At 56.7% G+C, this 15,575-nt stretch carries 16 protein-coding genes; 12 read left to right on the top strand and 4 right to left on the bottom strand.

Annotated features, from left to right (window positions below; genetic code table 11):
* Nucleotides 1–249 precede the first annotated feature (249 nt).
* From A3OW_RS0101260 to A3OW_RS0101250, 3 genes are all read left to right on the top strand, one after another.
* Nucleotides 250–687, top strand: a complete 438-nt coding sequence (locus A3OW_RS0101260) for a universal stress protein (protein WP_020561615.1) — start codon at nucleotides 250–252, stop codon at nucleotides 685–687.
* 172 nt (nucleotides 688–859) lie between these two features.
* Complete coding sequence (efpL, locus tag A3OW_RS0101255; RefSeq protein WP_026223244.1) at nucleotides 860–1,426, top strand: elongation factor P-like protein EfpL; 567 nt, start codon at nucleotides 860–862, stop codon at nucleotides 1,424–1,426.
* Nucleotides 1,427–1,462: 36 nt separating this feature from the next.
* Nucleotides 1,463–2,620 (top strand): methyltransferase, encoded by a 1,158-nt coding sequence (locus A3OW_RS0101250; RefSeq protein WP_020561613.1) that lies wholly within the window; start codon nucleotides 1,463–1,465, stop codon nucleotides 2,618–2,620.
* Between the two features lie 75 nt (nucleotides 2,621–2,695).
* On the opposite strand, the gene A3OW_RS28140 is transcribed toward A3OW_RS0101250, so the two are convergent.
* The gene (locus tag A3OW_RS28140; protein ID WP_020561612.1) at nucleotides 2,696–2,848 is read right to left on the bottom strand and encodes a hypothetical protein; all 153 of its coding nucleotides are present in this window, start codon (nucleotides 2,846–2,848) and stop codon (nucleotides 2,696–2,698) included.
* Nucleotides 2,849–3,233: 385 nt separating this feature from the next.
* Between A3OW_RS28140 and nrdR the strand changes: the two genes are divergently transcribed.
* The 9 genes from nrdR to A3OW_RS0101200 all read left to right on the top strand — a co-directional run bounded on the left by nrdR (nucleotide 3,234) and on the right by A3OW_RS0101200 (nucleotide 12,407).
* Entirely contained in the window at nucleotides 3,234–3,686 is a 453-nt protein-coding gene (nrdR, locus tag A3OW_RS0101240) for a transcriptional regulator NrdR (protein ID WP_020561611.1), read from the top strand.
* A 1-nt stretch (nucleotide 3,687) separates the two neighbouring features.
* On the top strand, nucleotides 3,688–4,782 hold the full coding sequence (ribD, locus tag A3OW_RS0101235; RefSeq protein ID WP_020561610.1) for a bifunctional diaminohydroxyphosphoribosylaminopyrimidine deaminase/5-amino-6-(5-phosphoribosylamino)uracil reductase RibD: 1,095 nt from the start codon (nucleotides 3,688–3,690) through the stop codon (nucleotides 4,780–4,782).
* A gap of 206 nt (nucleotides 4,783–4,988) precedes the next feature.
* Nucleotides 4,989–5,645, top strand: a complete 657-nt coding sequence (locus A3OW_RS0101230; protein ID WP_020561609.1) for a riboflavin synthase — start codon at nucleotides 4,989–4,991, stop codon at nucleotides 5,643–5,645.
* A 21-nt stretch (nucleotides 5,646–5,666) separates the two neighbouring features.
* Entirely contained in the window at nucleotides 5,667–6,773 is a 1,107-nt protein-coding gene (ribBA, locus tag A3OW_RS0101225; protein ID WP_020561608.1) for a bifunctional 3,4-dihydroxy-2-butanone-4-phosphate synthase/GTP cyclohydrolase II, read from the top strand.
* 72 nt (nucleotides 6,774–6,845) lie between these two features.
* Nucleotides 6,846–7,322, top strand: a complete 477-nt coding sequence (gene ribH / locus A3OW_RS0101220) for a 6,7-dimethyl-8-ribityllumazine synthase (RefSeq protein WP_020561607.1) — start codon at nucleotides 6,846–6,848, stop codon at nucleotides 7,320–7,322.
* A complete protein-coding gene (gene nusB / locus A3OW_RS0101215) occupies nucleotides 7,322–7,744 on the top strand; it encodes a transcription antitermination factor NusB (protein ID WP_020561606.1) in 423 nt (140 codons plus the stop codon). Before ribH ends, nusB begins: the two co-directional genes overlap by 1 nt.
* Nucleotides 7,745–7,789: 45 nt before the next feature.
* Nucleotides 7,790–8,725 carry a thiamine-phosphate kinase gene (gene thiL, locus A3OW_RS0101210; protein ID WP_020561605.1) on the top strand — a complete coding sequence of 312 codons (936 nt, stop codon included), beginning with the start codon at nucleotides 7,790–7,792 and terminating at the stop codon, nucleotides 8,723–8,725.
* Nucleotides 8,709–9,224, top strand: a complete 516-nt coding sequence (locus A3OW_RS0101205; protein ID WP_020561604.1) for a phosphatidylglycerophosphatase A family protein — start codon at nucleotides 8,709–8,711, stop codon at nucleotides 9,222–9,224. The genes thiL and A3OW_RS0101205 overlap by 17 nt, the downstream gene beginning before the upstream one ends.
* A 258-nt stretch (nucleotides 9,225–9,482) precedes the next feature.
* A complete protein-coding gene (locus A3OW_RS0101200) occupies nucleotides 9,483–12,407 on the top strand; it encodes a thrombospondin type 3 repeat-containing protein (RefSeq protein WP_020561603.1) in 2,925 nt (974 codons plus the stop codon).
* A 155-nt stretch (nucleotides 12,408–12,562) separates the two neighbouring features.
* Here A3OW_RS0101200 and A3OW_RS0101195 read toward each other — a convergent pair whose 3' ends face one another.
* Genes A3OW_RS0101195 through A3OW_RS0101185 form a run of 3 tightly spaced genes read right to left on the bottom strand, consistent with a single transcriptional unit; the run spans nucleotide 12,563 to nucleotide 15,499 of the window.
* Nucleotides 12,563–14,464, bottom strand: coding sequence for an Hsp70 family protein (locus tag A3OW_RS0101195; RefSeq protein ID WP_020561602.1), 1,902 nt, complete (start codon nucleotides 14,462–14,464; stop codon nucleotides 12,563–12,565).
* Nucleotides 14,461–15,108 (bottom strand): DUF2760 domain-containing protein, encoded by a 648-nt coding sequence (locus tag A3OW_RS0101190; protein ID WP_020561601.1) that lies wholly within the window; start codon nucleotides 15,106–15,108, stop codon nucleotides 14,461–14,463. The genes A3OW_RS0101195 and A3OW_RS0101190 overlap by 4 nt, the downstream gene beginning before the upstream one ends.
* A 10-nt stretch (nucleotides 15,109–15,118) precedes the next feature.
* Nucleotides 15,119–15,499: a hypothetical protein gene (locus A3OW_RS0101185; protein WP_020561600.1), complete on the bottom strand. Its 381-nt coding sequence runs from the start codon at nucleotides 15,497–15,499 to the stop codon at nucleotides 15,119–15,121.
* Between the last annotated feature and the right edge of the window lie 76 nt (nucleotides 15,500–15,575).

Genomic DNA, 15,575 nt, shown 5'->3' with positions numbered 1-15,575 from the left:
CACTTTCGGAGATTAATTGCCGTCCCGAGTGCCGATGCGTTAAAAGGATTTATAAAAATCCGTTAAAATGAGCTTTATCGCCCTCGTTCCGGCCTCAATAAAACCAAAACGCGCGTGGGGGGCCGATTTTGATGATGTCTCCGTATTGAAAAATATAGCATACGGCCTTAATAACGAAGGTTTTCGGTCAAGTGACCTTCTGACCGAACGCCGGCATCTGACCGGTAAACTTGAAACAACAGCGATTTCATGAAGAATTACCAGCATGTTTTACTGACGGCGGATTTCTCCGAAGAAGGAGATCTTGTTGCTCATAGAGCGAGGCAAATAGCCAATCTCTATCGGGCAAAATTGAGCATCATCCACGTTCTGGACAATATCCCGATGCCGGATACGGGCTATGGCACCTTGATACCGCTTGATCAAACGACGGATTACGAACTGCTTGAAGCCGAGAAACTTAAATTAATCCGGCTGGCGGAACGTCTGCATGTCGAACCCGGCGACCGCTGGCTGATCTGGGGCGTTCCCAGGGAAGAAATTGTCCGGCTGGCCGAGCGGCAAGCCGTCGATTTGATCGTCATCGGTTCGCACGGACGGCATGGTCTGGCGATGCTGCTGGGATCGACCGCAAACGGCGTGTTGCACGACACTCGCGCCGACGTTCTGGCGGTCCGGCTGTCCTAGCGATTCGCGCCCAAAGCGGCTTCACTTCAGGCGAGACGCCGCTCTTGCTATCGATTCGAACCCTTTGCTTTCGGATTTCCTTTCATGCTGAACCCTTCCTTCAAGCCAGGTATAATAGCGGCTTTTTCCAAGCCGGCCGGTCGTTCGGCCGACCAATCATGAGGAGCATTTCGTGGCTAAAGCCAGTGAATTAAAAAGAGGAATGATCGTGGAAATCAACGGCATTCCTCACGTCGTCAAACAGATCGACGTCAGAAGCCCATCTTCGCGCGGCGCATCGACCCTGTATAAAATCCGTTTCAATAACATGAAAACGGGTCAAAAACTGGATGAGACGTTGAAAGGCGACGATTTCTTCAAGGAGGCCGACTGCGTCCGGGCCAAAGTCCAGTTTTCCTACCAGGACGGAGACAATTACATCTTTATGAATCTGGACGATTACAGTCAGTACAGTTTGAGCAGCGAGGATCTGGAAGGCAAGATCGAATATCTCACCGAAGGCCTGGAAGGCATCGTGGCTTTATTGATCGACGACGCCATCCTGGGCATCGAACTGCCCAGTTCGGTAGTATTGCCGATTGTGGAAACGGCGCCCGCGATCAAAGGCGCAACGGCCACCGGCCGCACCAAAACGGCCCGCTTGCAGACCGGTTTGGAAGTTCAGGTTCCGGAATACCTCGAAACCGGCGAGTCGGTCAAGATCAATACCGAAACCGGAAAATTCATGTCCCGCGCCTGATCCGGCCGATGCATTTTTAAGAATTATTTCGATCGGATGAGACTGACCGTCCCGCAGGGGGAATTCAAACTGAACCGTTCGCCGTTCGGCGATCCGCCCAATTTACAGGCATGGGACGCGGCCGACGAATATCTGCTCGATTATCTCGACTCCGAATGCAGGCCTTCGGCCGGCATGAGCGTACTCGTCCTGAACGATGCCTTCGGCGCACTGGCTTGCGCCTTGAGTTCGCTGCGGCCTGACGTGGTCTCCGATTCCTATTTGTCCCAGCAGGCAACACGGTTCAATTTTGCCCGGAACGATTTGCCGGAAACCGCCGCCACACTGATGAACAGCCTGGAGCCGCTCGTGAAGCGGTACGATCTGGTGTTGATCAAAGTGCCGAAAACCCTGGCTTTTCTGGAAGATCAACTGATACGGCTGCGACCTTGCCTGACCGCCTCCTCCAGGGTGATTCTGGCCGGTATGGTCAAAAACCTGCCGGCTTCGGTCTGGGCTCTGGCAGAACGCCTGCTGGGGCCGACGGCGACCTCGCCGGCAAGAAAGAAAGCCCGCCTGATTTTCGTCAAACCCGACCTGGCCAAACCAGCTCCTCCGAATCCTTATCCGACCGGATACACGCTCGAAAACACCCGGTACTGGATCAGCAATCACGCCAACGTCTTTTCCCGGGAAAAACTGGATATAGGCACCCGTCTTTTTCTTCAGCAACTGCCACGCAGCACCGAATACCGCGACATCGTCGATCTCGGCTGCGGCAACGGCGTGGTCGGCCTGCTTGCCGCCGAGCGCAATCCGGCTGCGACCGTTCACTTCGTCGATGAATCTTATATGGCGGTTGCATCGGCTCGCGACAATTTTTCCCGCGCTTTCGGCGGACAGCGCGTCGCCACGTTCACTGTCGGGGACGGCCTCTGCGACTTTCAGCCTGAGTCGGCCGATCTTGTTTTATGCAATCCGCCGTTTCATCAGCAACATGCCGTAAGCGATCGCATCGCTTGCGAAATGCTCAAACAGTCGTGGAAAGTATTGCGCAACCGGGGCGAATTATGGGTAATAGGCAATCGCCATCTTCATTATTACCGTCATCTGGACCGGCTGTTCGGAGCGCATCGAATCGTCGCTTCCGATCCGAAATTTGTGGTGTTGAAGGCAAAAAAGGAAAAACGGCTAAAGCAGACGCCCCTTTTTTGACCTCCTTCAGATGCGACAAAATCAAACAGAGGCATAAAGCCGCTGTTTGAGTCGCAATGAAAGAAAGAAGAAAAATTAACCGTGCAGCTTGCGGCTCAAGAACATATTGCTGAAGATCGCTGCCGAGGCGAACAATACGGTCGACACGACAAACTCGCCAGAAATAAAACCGGTAATACCGACGAGAAGCAAAATGCCTATGAGCAAATCTCTTTTTAAATGAGTCATATAAGTGATCCTATGAGTTATTAAGAATTTACGATTACACTATAGAGTCGCTTTTATTTGTTTACAATGGTGAATTTTTACAATAAATAGTTTCTTATTTAGAAACAGTATTTGAGTTCATCGTCATCACCCTGTCACATCTTTGGGTTAGAGAAAATTTATCCAAAGCCTGTTTTTCCCGCATCATTGTTATTTTCTCCGGATGTCGGGAAGGCTGCGGCAAAAGATGTCCGAAAGCCGGCTTTCTCTTTTTGGCGAGTTTTAGCCGGAGAGCGTTCCTTGTCGCTGTTTGAAAATAAACTACGGTGAATCAGGATTATGTTATAAAATAACAGGTTTTTGAATCCAATAGCCGATTGATCGGTTCACTAAAAGCGATTGAGTTATGCGATGTCCGTTTTGTACGGCACAAGACACCAGAGTTCTTGATTCCAGGCTGACCAACGAAGGAGATCAGGTGCGCCGCCGCCGGGAATGCATTGTCTGCAAGGAACGATTTACTACTTTCGAAGCGGCGGAACTGACCTTGCCTCGGGTCGTCAAACGGGACGGCACCCGCGAACCTTTCGAAGAGAAAAAATTGCGCTCGGGCATGCTCCGGGCCCTGGAGAAACGCCCGGTCAGCGGCGATGAAATCGAAGCGGCCATCCACCGCATCAAAAAGGAACTGATGAGCCGGGGAGATCGGGAAGTCACGACGCACGAACTGGGCGAAAAAGTCATGAAGGAGCTCAGCGTGCTCGACCATGTGGCTTACGTCCGCTTCGCCTCGGTTTATCGAAGCTTTCAGGACGTCAGCGAATTCACCGACATGATCAAACACTTGCAGAAAAAATAAGATGCAGCCGGTTACCGAACGGGATGCTTTCTACATGGCCAGAGCCGTCCGTCTGGCGAAAAAAGGCCTCTATACGACCGATCCGAATCCTCGAGTCGGCTGCGTCCTGGTCAGGAACGGCACCGTCATCGGCGAAGGCTGGCATCAAAAAGCAGGCGGGGATCATGCCGAGATCGATGCCTTGAACAATGCGCAGGACGCCCGCGGCGCCACCGCCTACGTCACGCTCGAGCCCTGCAGCCATCACGGCAAAACGCCGCCCTGCTCTCTGGCCCTGATCAAAGCCGGCGTGAACCGAGTCGTCGCAGCGATGGAAGATCCGAATCCTTTGGTCGCAGGCAGCGGTCTCAGGCAATTGAGAGAAGCCGGCGTCGAGGTCGTCTGCGGCATCCTGCAATCCGAAGCGGAAGCGTTGAATCCGGGGTTCATCAAACGGATGAAGGAAAAGCGGCCCCTGGTCAGAAGCAAGCTGGCCATGAGCCTGGACGGGCGCACCGCCGTAGCCTCGGGCGAAAGCAAATGGATTACTTCGACTGCCGCCAGAAACGACGTGCATCGGCTGCGAGCTAAAAGTTCGGCCATTCTGACCGGTATCGATACCGTTCTGGCCGACGATCCTTCGCTGACCGCGCGCATTCAGGAGGACGTGCTGCAACCGTTGAGAATCGTCCTGGATACGCATTTGAAAACGCCGGCGCATGCGCAAATGGCTGGGCTGCCGGGCCGCAGTCTGATTCTGACCGGATCGGACGATCCGGAAAAAACGGAGCGTTTGCAGCAAAACGGATTTGAAATCCACCGCCTGCCGAAAAAAAACGGCCGGATGGATCTCCACGAAGTATTAAGCTTTCTGGCAAAGCAGCAGGTGAACGAACTGCTGGTCGAAGCCGGCCCTACGTTGAACGGAACCCTGCTGGCCGAAGGCCTGGTCGATGAATGGATCGTCTATATGGCGCCTTGCGTTCTGGGCGACCGGGGACGAGGATTGTTTCACCTGCCGGGAATCACTGCGATGGCGGATAAAAAGACCCTGAAATTAACGGATGTCAGACGCGTCGGCAAAGATATCAAATTCACCCTGAAGCCGCGCCAATAAAGGGTAACTCCCTACTTCAAAAGAATGTTATTAATCGGGAGCAAGTCCTCTACAGATTCAAGCATTTTCGAATTACATTTCAGGCGATACCGCATTTCCGTCAAGGAAACGTACAATCACTATTTTGAAACATAAGATCCGGAAGAACTTATTCAATCATTGACAATCGATTTAAAATAATTACCCAAATTTATCCAAGACCGACCATGTTCACAGGCATCATACTGGCAATAGGAAAAATCACGGCAATCGAGCGCAAGGCGGGCGATTACCGCTTCACTGTCGATACCGGCAAATTACCGATGGCCGACGTCCAGTTGGGCGACAGCATTGCCGTCAACGGCGTCTGCCTGACCGCGGTGGAACTGGGACCCCGTTTTTTTAGCTCCGACGTTTCCAATGAAACCCTGTCGCGAACGACGCTGCACGCCGCCACCGTAGGGACGCCGGTCAATCTGGAGCTGGCCTTGACGCCTTCGAGCCGGCTGGGGGGCCATATCGTCAGCGGCCATGTCGACGGCATCGGCGCCGTTATCGAAAAAAAGCCGGACGGACGCTCCTTTCGGTTCAAGTTCAAAGCGCCCGACCCCCTGGCCAGATACATCGCCGAAAAAGGCTCCATCTGCATTGACGGCATCAGCCTGACCGTCAACGAAGTCACAGGTTCCGTTTTCGGCGTCAACGTCGTTCCGCACACGCTGCAGGAAACCACGCTGGGCCGTACCGCGCCCGGCATGAAAGTCAATCTCGAAGTGGATCTTCTGGCCCGCTACCTGGAGCGTTTAATGCAGGGCAACAACGCTGCGCGGGAGCCGCAAGGCATCACCGAAGCCTTGTTGCAAAAAAGCGGTTTTCTGGATTAAGCACAAGGCCTGGAGACAGCAATGAATACCATCGAAGAAATCATAGAAGATTTGCGCCAGGGTAAAATGGTCATCATCATGGACGACGAAGACCGGGAAAACGAGGGCGATCTGGTCATGGCGGCCGCGTTCACCCGCCCCGAGGACGTCAACTTCATGGCGCGCTACGGCCGGGGGCTGATCTGCCTGACCCTGACCAGCGAACGCTGCCACCAATTGCGCCTGCCGTTGATGATCAACGAAAACAAAACGGCCCATTCGACCAATTTTACCGTTTCCATCGAGGCGGCGACCGGCGTCACCACCGGTATTTCGGCGGCGGACCGCGCCCGAACGATCCAGTGCGCGGTCGCTCCGGACGCCAAAGCCGACGATCTGGTTCAACCCGGCCATATTTTTCCTTTGATGGCCAAATCCGGCGGCGTTTTGAATCGCGCGGGACATACCGAGGCGGGCTGCGACCTGGCCCGCCTGGCCGGAGTCGAACCGGCTGCGGTGATCGTCGAAATTCTCAACGAGGACGGCTCGATGGCAAGGCGGCCCGACCTCGAACTATTCGCCAGGCAGCACAATCTGAAAATCGGCACCATCGCCGATCTCATCCAATACCGCATCCGCCACGAGAATACCCTGGAACGCATCAGCGAATGCACCTTTCCTACTGAATTCGGCGACTTTCGCCTCTATGCCTACCAGGACCGGAACGACAACAACCTGCATCTGGCGCTGGTCATGGGACAGGTTTCGGGCGACGAACCGGTGCTGGTCCGGGTCCATGCGCGCAACTTGCTGGACGACCTGTTTGCCTCGAAACGCAGCGGCAGCAGCATTTCCATACGCACCGCCCTGCAGAAGATCGCCGAAGCCGGCCGGGGCGTTTTGGTGGTCATCCGGCGCAATGAGGACAACAAGGCGTTGGTGGAACTGATTCATCGCTATCAACTGGAGGACCACGGCATCGCTCCGAGCGATGAAGACCTGGAAACGACCGATTGGCGCATGACCGGAACCGGAGCCCGAATCCTGGCGGATCTGGGCGTGCATAAACTCAAGGTCCTGGGCACCCAGAAAAAATACGTGGGGCTTTCGGGCTTCGACCTGGAAGTGTCCGAACACGTCGGTTCCTGAACGGATGTTAACGACGTCCGCCAGGCCCGTTTATATATCATCTGACAAGTCATTTTTAACAAGAGAAGCATCATGTCGACAGTAAAAACATTCGAAGGAAATTTATCGGCCCAGGGAGGCAAATTCTGTATTGTAGCCTCGCGTTTCAACAGTTTTATCGTCGATCAGTTGCAGGCCGGCGCCGTCGACACGCTGATCCGCCACGGCGCCCATCCGGCGGACATTCATCTGGTCAAAGCGCCCGGCGCCTTCGAATTGCCGATGGTGGTGCAGCGCATCGCCGCCGCCAAAAAATATCATGCCATCATCGCCATCGGCGCGGTAATTCGGGGCGGCACCCCGCATTTCGAATACGTCGCCGGAGAATGCGTGAAAGGTCTGGCCAGCGTATCTCTGCAATACGAGGTACCGGTCAGTTTCGGCGTCCTGACCGTCGACACGATCGAGCAAGCCATCGAACGTGCCGGCACCAAAGCCGGCAACAAAGGCGCCGAAGCAGCCCTGTCGGCCATTGAAATGGTCAGCCTGTTCAACAACCTGGATCTCTGATGAGCCAGGCCCGAACCAATGCCCGCAAAGCGGCCGTACAGGCTTTGTACCAATGGCAGATGACCGGCCACAATTTGAGCGAAATCGAACGCCAGTTTCACGAAGAAAACCGCTTGAAAGACGCGCAGAAAAGTTATTTTGCCGAACTTTTTTACGGCGTTCCGGAAAACCTCGACACCATCGACCGGGCTTTGTCGGAATTCATCGATCGGCCGGTCGACAAGATCGATCCCGTCGAACGGGCCATTTTGAGAATAGGCGTTTACGAACTGCTGCGCCGTCTGGACATGCCCTATCGGGTCATTCTGAACGAAAGCATCAATCTGGCGAAGTGTTTCGGCGCCGACGGCAGTCATAAATACGTCAACGGCATTCTGGACAAGATAGCCCAGAAGACTCGGCCCGTAGAAATCAGGAAATGAGCGAACGGACTATTCCGCCTGATCCCGTTATCGTAACGTACGCGCATGGCTCTTAGCGAATTTTCCCTTATCGACCGGTTTTTTACCCGGCAACGGGTCAACAACCCGACGACTCGTCTCGGCATCGGCGACGACTGCGCGTTGCTGGCCGTCCCGGAGGATTGCGAGCTGGCGGTGACGATGGACACGATGGTGGAAAACGTTCATTTTTTCGCCGGCGCCGATCCCGAACAATTGGGCCATAAAATCCTGGCCGTCAATTTGAGCGATCTGGCCGGCATGGGCGCGAAGCCGCTCTCCGTTACCCTGGCCCTGACTCTGCCCGCAGTCGATGAAACCTGGCTGACCGCCTTCACCCGGGGTTTTCTGACGCTGGCCGAACGCCATCAAGTCGATTTGATCGGTGGCGATACCACGTCGGGTCCGCTCACGTTAACGGTGCAGGCGATGGGACTGGTGCCCAAGGGCCAGGCATTGAAGCGCTCTACCGCCCGCGCCGGCGATTTCATCTTTGTCACCGGCCCCATCGGCGATGCCGGACTCGGCTTGAGAATCAAGCAAGGCTATGCCTCCAGCCGGCCCGATGAAGCTCTCCGCCGTTTCAACCGGCCCGATCCGGCTTGTGCCGCAGGCCTTGCCTTAAGAGGCCTGGCCACCTCCTGCATCGACGTTTCGGACGGGCTGGCCGGCGATCTGAGCCACATTCTCGAGCAAAGCGGGGTCGGCGCCTGCCTTGAATGGGACTCGCTGCCTTTGTCCGATGCGGTACGGGAATACCTTCAGGACACCGGAGACTGGTCCATGCCGCTGGTGGCCGGCGACGACTACGAACTGTGCTTTACCGTCAGTCCCGAAAAAGCGCCCCTGTTGGCCCTGCCCTGCCGCAAGATCGGCATCATCGAGCCGGAACCCGGTTTGCGCCTCAACAAAGACGGAACTATCAAACCCTTCAAAGCGAAAGCGTATGAGCATTTTTCATAAGTCATCTCACGGTAGCAATCAATTGACGCCCGGACAGATCCTGGCCGACCCGGTCCTGTTTCTGGCCTTCGGCTTCGGCTCGGGACTCGCCAAAAAAGCCCCCGGCACCCTAGGCACCGCGGCGGCCATTCCGCTTTATCTGGCGTTTGTCCAAGCCGGTCTGACGCTCTACAGCGTATTGACGGTGGCGGCGATTTTGTTCGGCATTCCCATCTGCGGCAGAGCGGCCGAAAAACTGGGCGAACACGATTATAACGGCATCGTCTGGGACGAGGTGGCCGGCTATCTGATCACGATGTGGCTGGTGCCCGCCACCTGGCAGACGATCATTGCGGGCTTCATTCTGTTCCGAATCTTCGATATCCTCAAACCCTGGCCGATTCGCTGGATCGACCGGCAAATCGGCGGCGGGCTGGGCATCATGCTCGATGACGTACTGGCCGCGGTGTTTGCCGGCGCTTTACTTTGGCTATTCGTCCTCCAAGGCTGGATCCAATAGTCATGGGGCTACCGCGCTCGTTCCGATCACGAACGGGCGAAAGATGCCTTCGACACTCTCCGTATTGCCCTTTGGGCTTATTGACAAATGCCGCGTTTAGTAGCAAGGTGAATATAACAATTCAACCATGAAGCGAGCGGTCGGTTTGCCGACAGCCCATGGCGGGCGGGTCCGACTTTGCAGCATTAGGCTCTTCCACCGTTTTCGAATCAAGGAAAATCGGGCGCCAATCGATTCTCTCAATGCACAGGACTGGGTATGTCAACAAAGCCACTTGTCGAAGCTTTCCTGCTTTTTCTGCTATTTTCCGCATCGCTTCCTCTCTCTGCCGCGCCGGCCGGAACTCTAGATCAAAGTTTTGACGAGGACGGCAAATTAATTACGCAAGCAGGCGCCGACTTTTCCAACGCCGACGCCTTGATTCAGCAATCCGACGGAAAGCTCGTCGCGGCCGGGGTAAGCAGGGACATCTTTACCAATGAACGCTTTTCGGTCGTGCGTTATAACGCCGACGGCTCACTGGACACCGGCTTTGGCGGGACGGGTATCGTAAACACCGATATCGGCTTCGGCAATGCCGCCGCATTGGCCGCCGCGCAGCAAGAAGACGGTTCCTTGATCGTGGCCGGATTCAGCTTTAATAACACCGATAACGACTTTACCCTGGTGCGCTATACTCGCAGCGGCGTTCTGGATACCGGCTTTAACGGCACCGGCATCGTCATCACGCCGGTAGGTTCGGCCGATGACGGCGCCTTCGCGGTTGTTCAGGACAGCAGTAAAACCGTGACCGCGGCCGGATTCAGCCGCATTTCCGGCACCGACGATTTCGCCCTGGTTCGATACAATCTGGACGGTACGCTGGATACCCGTTTCGGCAGTGACGGCAAAGTAACCACCGATTTCGGCCAGGAGGGCAATGACGTCGCTTTCGCATTGATCCGGCAAAGCGACGGCAAACTCGTTGCCGCAGGCTACAGCGATAACGGCAACAATGAAGATTTTGCCCTTGCCCGCTATAATGCCGACGGTTCGCTCGACACCAGCTTCAGTAGGGACGGCCGAGTCAGAACGCCGGTGGCGTCCGGACTGGACCGCGCCTTGTCGGTCGTCCAACAAAGCGACGGCAAGCTGGTTGCCGCAGGCTACAGCGAAAAAGGCGATACCCACGTCATTGCCGTGGTCCGCTATAATGCCGACGGCACCCTGGACAAGAGTTTCAGCAAGAACGGCAAGGTGACCACGACCATCGGCTCGCTTGACGACCGCGCCTATAAGGTCATCCAGCTCCCGGACGGCAAGCTCCTGGTCGCGGGCTATACTCAGGCCGCCGATGACGATGCGAATTTTGTGCTGGTCCGGTACAACAGCGACGGCAGCCTGGACACCAGCTTCAGCGGCGACGGCAAACTCGCCACTAACTTCGGCACGAGCGCAGCACCCGGCATCGATCAGGCTTTCGCCGCCGTCCAGCAAAACGATGAACAGATCGTTCTGGCGGGCGCCAGCAATGCCGGCGGCTTGCAGGGTTTCGCTCTCGCGCGCTACCGGTTCGACGACGAAGACAGCGACGGTATTAAGGACAGCCAGGACAACTGTCCCGCCAATAAAAACAAGGATCAGGCCGACGCCGATAACGACGGCGCAGGTGACGTCTGCGATCCCGACGACGACAACGACGGCGTGCCCGATACCGAGGACGCCTGCCCTTTCGACCCTACCGAGACCTCGGATACCGACGGCGATCTGACCTGCAACAATGCCGACCCCGACGACGACAACGACGGCGTGCTCGACGGGGAGGATCCCTCTCCGCTGGTAGGGATGAGCGGTGAAAACAACGGAGATTATTTCGGCTACAGCGTAGCCAATGCCGGCGACATCGACCAGGACGGCTTCGACGACATCATTGTCGGCAGCCCCCGAAGCAATCCGGTTCTTCCAGGCAATAACACGCCTGCCGGCGATGCCGGATCGGTCATCGTCTATTCCGGCAAAACCGCGCTTCCGATTCAAGATCTGTCCTTCACCGGCGATGCCGCGGGCGATCAGTTCGGCATCGCTGTGGCCGGTGCCGGCGACATCGACAAAGACGGCGTACCCGACATTGTTGTCGGAGCGCATCAGGCCGATGCCGTCGATCCTATCTCGCAAAAACTGATAAAGAATGCCGGCCGGACGCTGATTTATTCGGGCGCCAGCGGAACCAGACTGTTCGATTTTTATGGAGAAGCCGCCGGCGATAGCCTGGGCGTTTCGGTCGCCATCGTCGGCGACGTCGATCAGGACGGCTTTGCCGAAGTCCTGGCCGGAGCCTGGAAAGCCGACGGCAGCGATGCCGCTACCGGCAAGAAGCAGACCGATTCGGGCGCCGCTTATCTCTATTCCGGAAAAACGCACCTCTTGTTACACAAATTTCAGGGCGAAAACAAAGGCGACTATTTCGGCTATTCGCTCACTGCGAGCGACGTCGACAACGATGCCAGGCCGGACCTTGTGATCGGCGCTTACCGGCACGATGTGCCGGCAGGCAAGAAAACCTTGTCGAACGCCGGAAGCGCCTATATTTTCTCTGCCGTCGATTTTTCCCTGCTCAGACGCCTCGACGGCGCTCATGCCGGTGACCGGCTGGGCTTCGCGGTAGCCGGCATTGCCGACGTCAATGACGATGCGCATGCCGATGTTCTGGTGGGCGCGCCGAACGAGGATGCGCCGAACCCGACAACCCACCAGAAGGTCAAGGATTCCGGTACCGTTCACATCTTTTCGGGGCTGGACGGCGCTTTGCTGGACCCGCTCGAGTCGGATCAACCCGTCAACACAGATCCCCAGGCCAGCGCTTTATTCGGCAGCGCGATACACGCCGCCGGGGATTTCAACAACGATTCGGTTCCCGACTTTGTCGTGGGCGCTTATAAATACGATGCCGTCATCGAAGGCGTCAAAACGGCCAATACCGGCAAGGTGTCGGTACACAGCGGCAAGGACGGAGGCTTATTGTTTTCAGCGGACGGCCATGCAAAAAACGGCTTTTTCAGCTTTGCCGTAGGCGGAGGCGGGGATCAGAACCAGGACGGGTTGAGCGACATCATTATCGGCACCTATAAGGCCGATCCCGGCAACCTCAACACGTTAAAGCCCAAAACCGACGCTGGCGTCGCCGAAATCATCCACGGCAGATAACAAGGCTCGCCGAAGACAGGAAATAAACGTTTCGTTCAAGCCGGTTATAAAAAACCGCCGGCAAATCCCGGCCGGCGGTTTTTTTACTCAACATAAGTTTTGTTGGTTATACGATCAAAAAAATGGCGCGCAAAGACATTCCTGCCGGACGCTGTTTACTGATCGTCTCCAGCCCTGACGTCGAATTCGATCTTCCAGCGGCCGCTGTCCTTCTGAGAAATCGCCTGAAGCTCCAGGGTTCCGACTTCGGTGACGGCAGCGCACAGATGCACGGGGACGATGTCGCCCGGCCTGCGCCCTGCTTCCGGCAAGGTAATTTCGATTTCGTCCAGTTCCTGAAGCTCCTGATCGGTCCAGTAATCGAGCCGGGTGCCAACCCGGTCATCGCGGCGCACGGTCGAGGCAAAGAAACGGAAACGCACCGGTTCGCCGACGACCAGGCCGAATTCATCTTCGGGCAATTCTTCCTGGGTGCCCTCCTCCATGCCGAACGGCGCGATGCATAAAGCCTGGAGTTCCGGCGCCATGCCCGGCACCGCCGGCATCGCGCTTTCGACGCCGACATAATAGGAAGCCGCGGTGCCGCCCTTGATGCGTACGCCTTTGCCTTTGCGGACATAGCCGTAATAGGCCGCACCGCGCGCCACCGCGAGATCGAGATCGGCGCCGGCCAAAAGTCTTGCTTCCGGCGCTCCTTCGGCCACAAGCCAACTGTTCAGCACTTCGATCAAGCGGTCGGCCAGAGCCTTTCCTTTCAGCACGCCGCCGTTAAACAGGACCGCCGTCGGATGCAGAAAGGTGGCGTGTTCGGGCAGATTGACGTCCTTGAGATCGTCGGTAGCGCTTTGCTGTTTTCCCAGGAAAGCGGCCAGATGACGGGTAATCGCGGCGTCCTGGGCATACGGCAGGCCGGTAGTGCGCAAGCCGGTGCGGGGGCGCACCAGAGGCCGGTCGGCGACCGAGACTCTGGGCAGAAAGCCTTCCACCAGCACCTTATTGACTTCTTCGCGGGTCAGTTCGGTACGCAGCGCTCCGCCGATCAACGACGAGCCCCGGTTGGCGACGACCAGAGGAATCTGGTCGATCAACAGGTCGGTGAAGATCTTTTCCTTGGCGTCGCGGCAACTGTGAGTCAGCGCTTGAAGCTGCCAGGGCTCCAGCCGTTTGCCGTCCTTCTCCAGCTTGGCCTTGACGGTGTAAGCCAGGGCCAGGTCCATATTGTCGCCGCCGAGCAGAATGTGATCGCCGACCGCAACGCGGGTCAGCTCCAGGTTGCCATCGCGTTCGGTCACGGCAATCAGCGACAGGTCGGTGGTGCCGCCGCCGATATCGACGACCAGGATGACGTCGCCGCACTGGACGTGATTGCGCCAGTCGCCGTGACTTTGTTCGATCCAACTGTACAACGCCGCCTGAGGCTCTTCCAGCAGAATGGCCTGCTGTAGTCCGACCGCTTTGGCCGCTTCGACCGTCAGTTCGCGCGCCGCCGGATCGAACGAGGCCGGCACGGTAATGACCAGATCCTGTTCCGCCAACGGCGCCTCGGGATGAAGAGTCCGCCAGGCATCGTGCATGTGCCGCAGATAAGCGACGGTAGCTTCGAAAGGCGATACCCGGTCCACTTCTTCGGGCGCTTCCGCCGGCAAAATCGCGGCTTTGCAATCCACTCCGGCATGGCACAGCCAGCTCTTGGCGCTGGCCACCAGCCGGATCGGCGTCTTGCTGCCGAGATTACGGGCAATCTCGCCGACCAGATACTCCGGCTCGGCCGTCCACGGCAAAGCGGTCGAACCTTCCGCCAGTTCGGCACTGTGCGCCTGATACAAAAACGAAGGCAACTGGCTTCTTTCCTCGACGGCTCCGGGCGAGGTCAATTGCGGAATGTCCATGACCTGCTGGGAAAATTCGTCCGTTTCCAGACTGCCCAGCTCGGCGTAAGACAGCACGCAATGGGTCGTGCCCAGATCGATGCCGACGGAAAAACGAGGCCCGGCAGCGACTCCGGAGGGAGCCGAGTCGTCCCGTTCTGCGTTCAATTTCTCGTCATGTTCGCTCATAGCTCGACCTCCGCCGGGGCGATGATACTGGCGTTATGGCCTTGCGTCAGCTTCGGCAGGCGAACGCTGGTCACCTGCCAGCCTTTGTGGACCAGGGTACCGGTAAAGGGCGGTTCGCCGACGATGTTGCCGGTCAAGCGCACCGAAGCGGCATCAAAGCCTTTGGGCAGCGAGATTTTGCCGCCTTCCTGTTCGGTTCTTACCGGAGCCAGGGTAAAGTGCTCGTTGATCGTCTTATTGCAACCCTCATGGACCACGCGGGCGGCAATGCCGATATCGGCATCGCTGAAACCGGCGAGGTCTTCCTTGATGAAATCGATGAAGCGCGCCTGGCTTTGCAGAAGGCCCAGGAGCTGCAGCGCGGCATCGGGCGTCGCCTCCTTCAATATCACCGGTTCCGGCGCGGGAGCCGGAACGAGTTTTTCCACCTCGACGATTTTTTCGACCACCTTGACGACAGGTTCGGGCGCAGGAACCGGCATTGCCGCGGCTTTTTTCCTACTGCGCGACAACCCGATCACCATTGCCAGCAGCACGATGATCAGCATCAGCGCCAGCAGCAGAACGGCTCCGGCCAGACTGACATGCCACAAATCAAAGGTCGTGGGCCTTAGAGTCAAATCGATTGCATATTGTGTATTCATAAAGAATGGGTCACTGTTGTCCTGATTTACGGGCGGCTTCGGCAAACATCATGGTCTGGATCACCGAACGGGTGGATTGCAGTCGCATCTGCTTCAGATGGCGGTCGGCGACGACTTCGGGCACTTTTTCTTCGAGATAAATGCCGCGAACCTGAGCCAATACCGGCTCGCACTGTTTGACCACCTGCTCGGCTCCTTTCCGGATGTCCATGTCCCGATAAGCCGGTTTTTGCATTTCGGCGCTGACGCATTTTTTATACTCGTAGGAAGATGCCTGGATTTTCTTGATCGTGGCGTCGGACAACGTCGTATTGTGCCATTCGTTCTTGGGATCATCGGCGCTGACGGCGGTCGCCGACAACAGTAAAGCTAGGAAAAGAAACTTTTTCATGGTGACTCTCTGGATGGTGAAGAAACGGGTTCAAGCGATTGGATTCGTTTTCTAAAAGCCGATTTTACGCTACCCT

Origin of the sequence: Methylosarcina fibrata AML-C10, assembly GCF_000372865.1 — a bacterium.
Classification (GTDB): Bacteria; Pseudomonadota; Gammaproteobacteria; order Methylococcales; family Methylomonadaceae; genus Methylosarcina; species Methylosarcina fibrata.
Note: the sequence above shows the minus strand (reverse complement) of the source record. Positions and strands in the feature narration are given on the sequence as shown.

What these genes read in the sequence shown, in the direction of transcription:
- A3OW_RS0101200 (WP_020561603.1), top strand. Translation starts at nt 9,483, where the DNA reads ATGTCAACAAAGCCACTTGTCGAAGCTTTCCTGCTTTTTCTGCTATTT.
- A3OW_RS0101260 (WP_020561615.1), top strand. Translation starts at nt 250, where the DNA reads ATGAAGAATTACCAGCATGTTTTACTGACGGCGGATTTCTCCGAAGAA.
- ribBA (WP_020561608.1), top strand. Translation starts at nt 5,667, where the DNA reads ATGAATACCATCGAAGAAATCATAGAAGATTTGCGCCAGGGTAAAATG.
- nrdR (WP_020561611.1), top strand. Translation starts at nt 3,234, where the DNA reads ATGCGATGTCCGTTTTGTACGGCACAAGACACCAGAGTTCTTGATTCC.
- ribH (WP_020561607.1), top strand. Translation starts at nt 6,846, where the DNA reads ATGTCGACAGTAAAAACATTCGAAGGAAATTTATCGGCCCAGGGAGGC.
- A3OW_RS0101195 (WP_020561602.1), bottom strand. Translation starts at nt 14,464, where the DNA reads ATGAGCGAACATGACGAGAAATTGAACGCAGAACGGGACGACTCGGCT.
- thiL (WP_020561605.1), top strand. Translation starts at nt 7,790, where the DNA reads ATGGCTCTTAGCGAATTTTCCCTTATCGACCGGTTTTTTACCCGGCAA.
- A3OW_RS28140 (WP_020561612.1), bottom strand. Translation starts at nt 2,848, where the DNA reads ATGACTCATTTAAAAAGAGATTTGCTCATAGGCATTTTGCTTCTCGTC.
- ribD (WP_020561610.1), top strand. Translation starts at nt 3,688, where the DNA reads ATGCAGCCGGTTACCGAACGGGATGCTTTCTACATGGCCAGAGCCGTC.
- A3OW_RS0101250 (WP_020561613.1), top strand. Translation starts at nt 1,463, where the DNA reads ATGAGACTGACCGTCCCGCAGGGGGAATTCAAACTGAACCGTTCGCCG.
- A3OW_RS0101185 (WP_020561600.1), bottom strand. Translation starts at nt 15,499, where the DNA reads ATGAAAAAGTTTCTTTTCCTAGCTTTACTGTTGTCGGCGACCGCCGTC.
- A3OW_RS0101205 (WP_020561604.1), top strand. Translation starts at nt 8,709, where the DNA reads ATGAGCATTTTTCATAAGTCATCTCACGGTAGCAATCAATTGACGCCC.
- nusB (WP_020561606.1), top strand. Translation starts at nt 7,322, where the DNA reads ATGAGCCAGGCCCGAACCAATGCCCGCAAAGCGGCCGTACAGGCTTTG.
- A3OW_RS0101230 (WP_020561609.1), top strand. Translation starts at nt 4,989, where the DNA reads ATGTTCACAGGCATCATACTGGCAATAGGAAAAATCACGGCAATCGAG.
- A3OW_RS0101190 (WP_020561601.1), bottom strand. Translation starts at nt 15,108, where the DNA reads ATGAATACACAATATGCAATCGATTTGACTCTAAGGCCCACGACCTTT.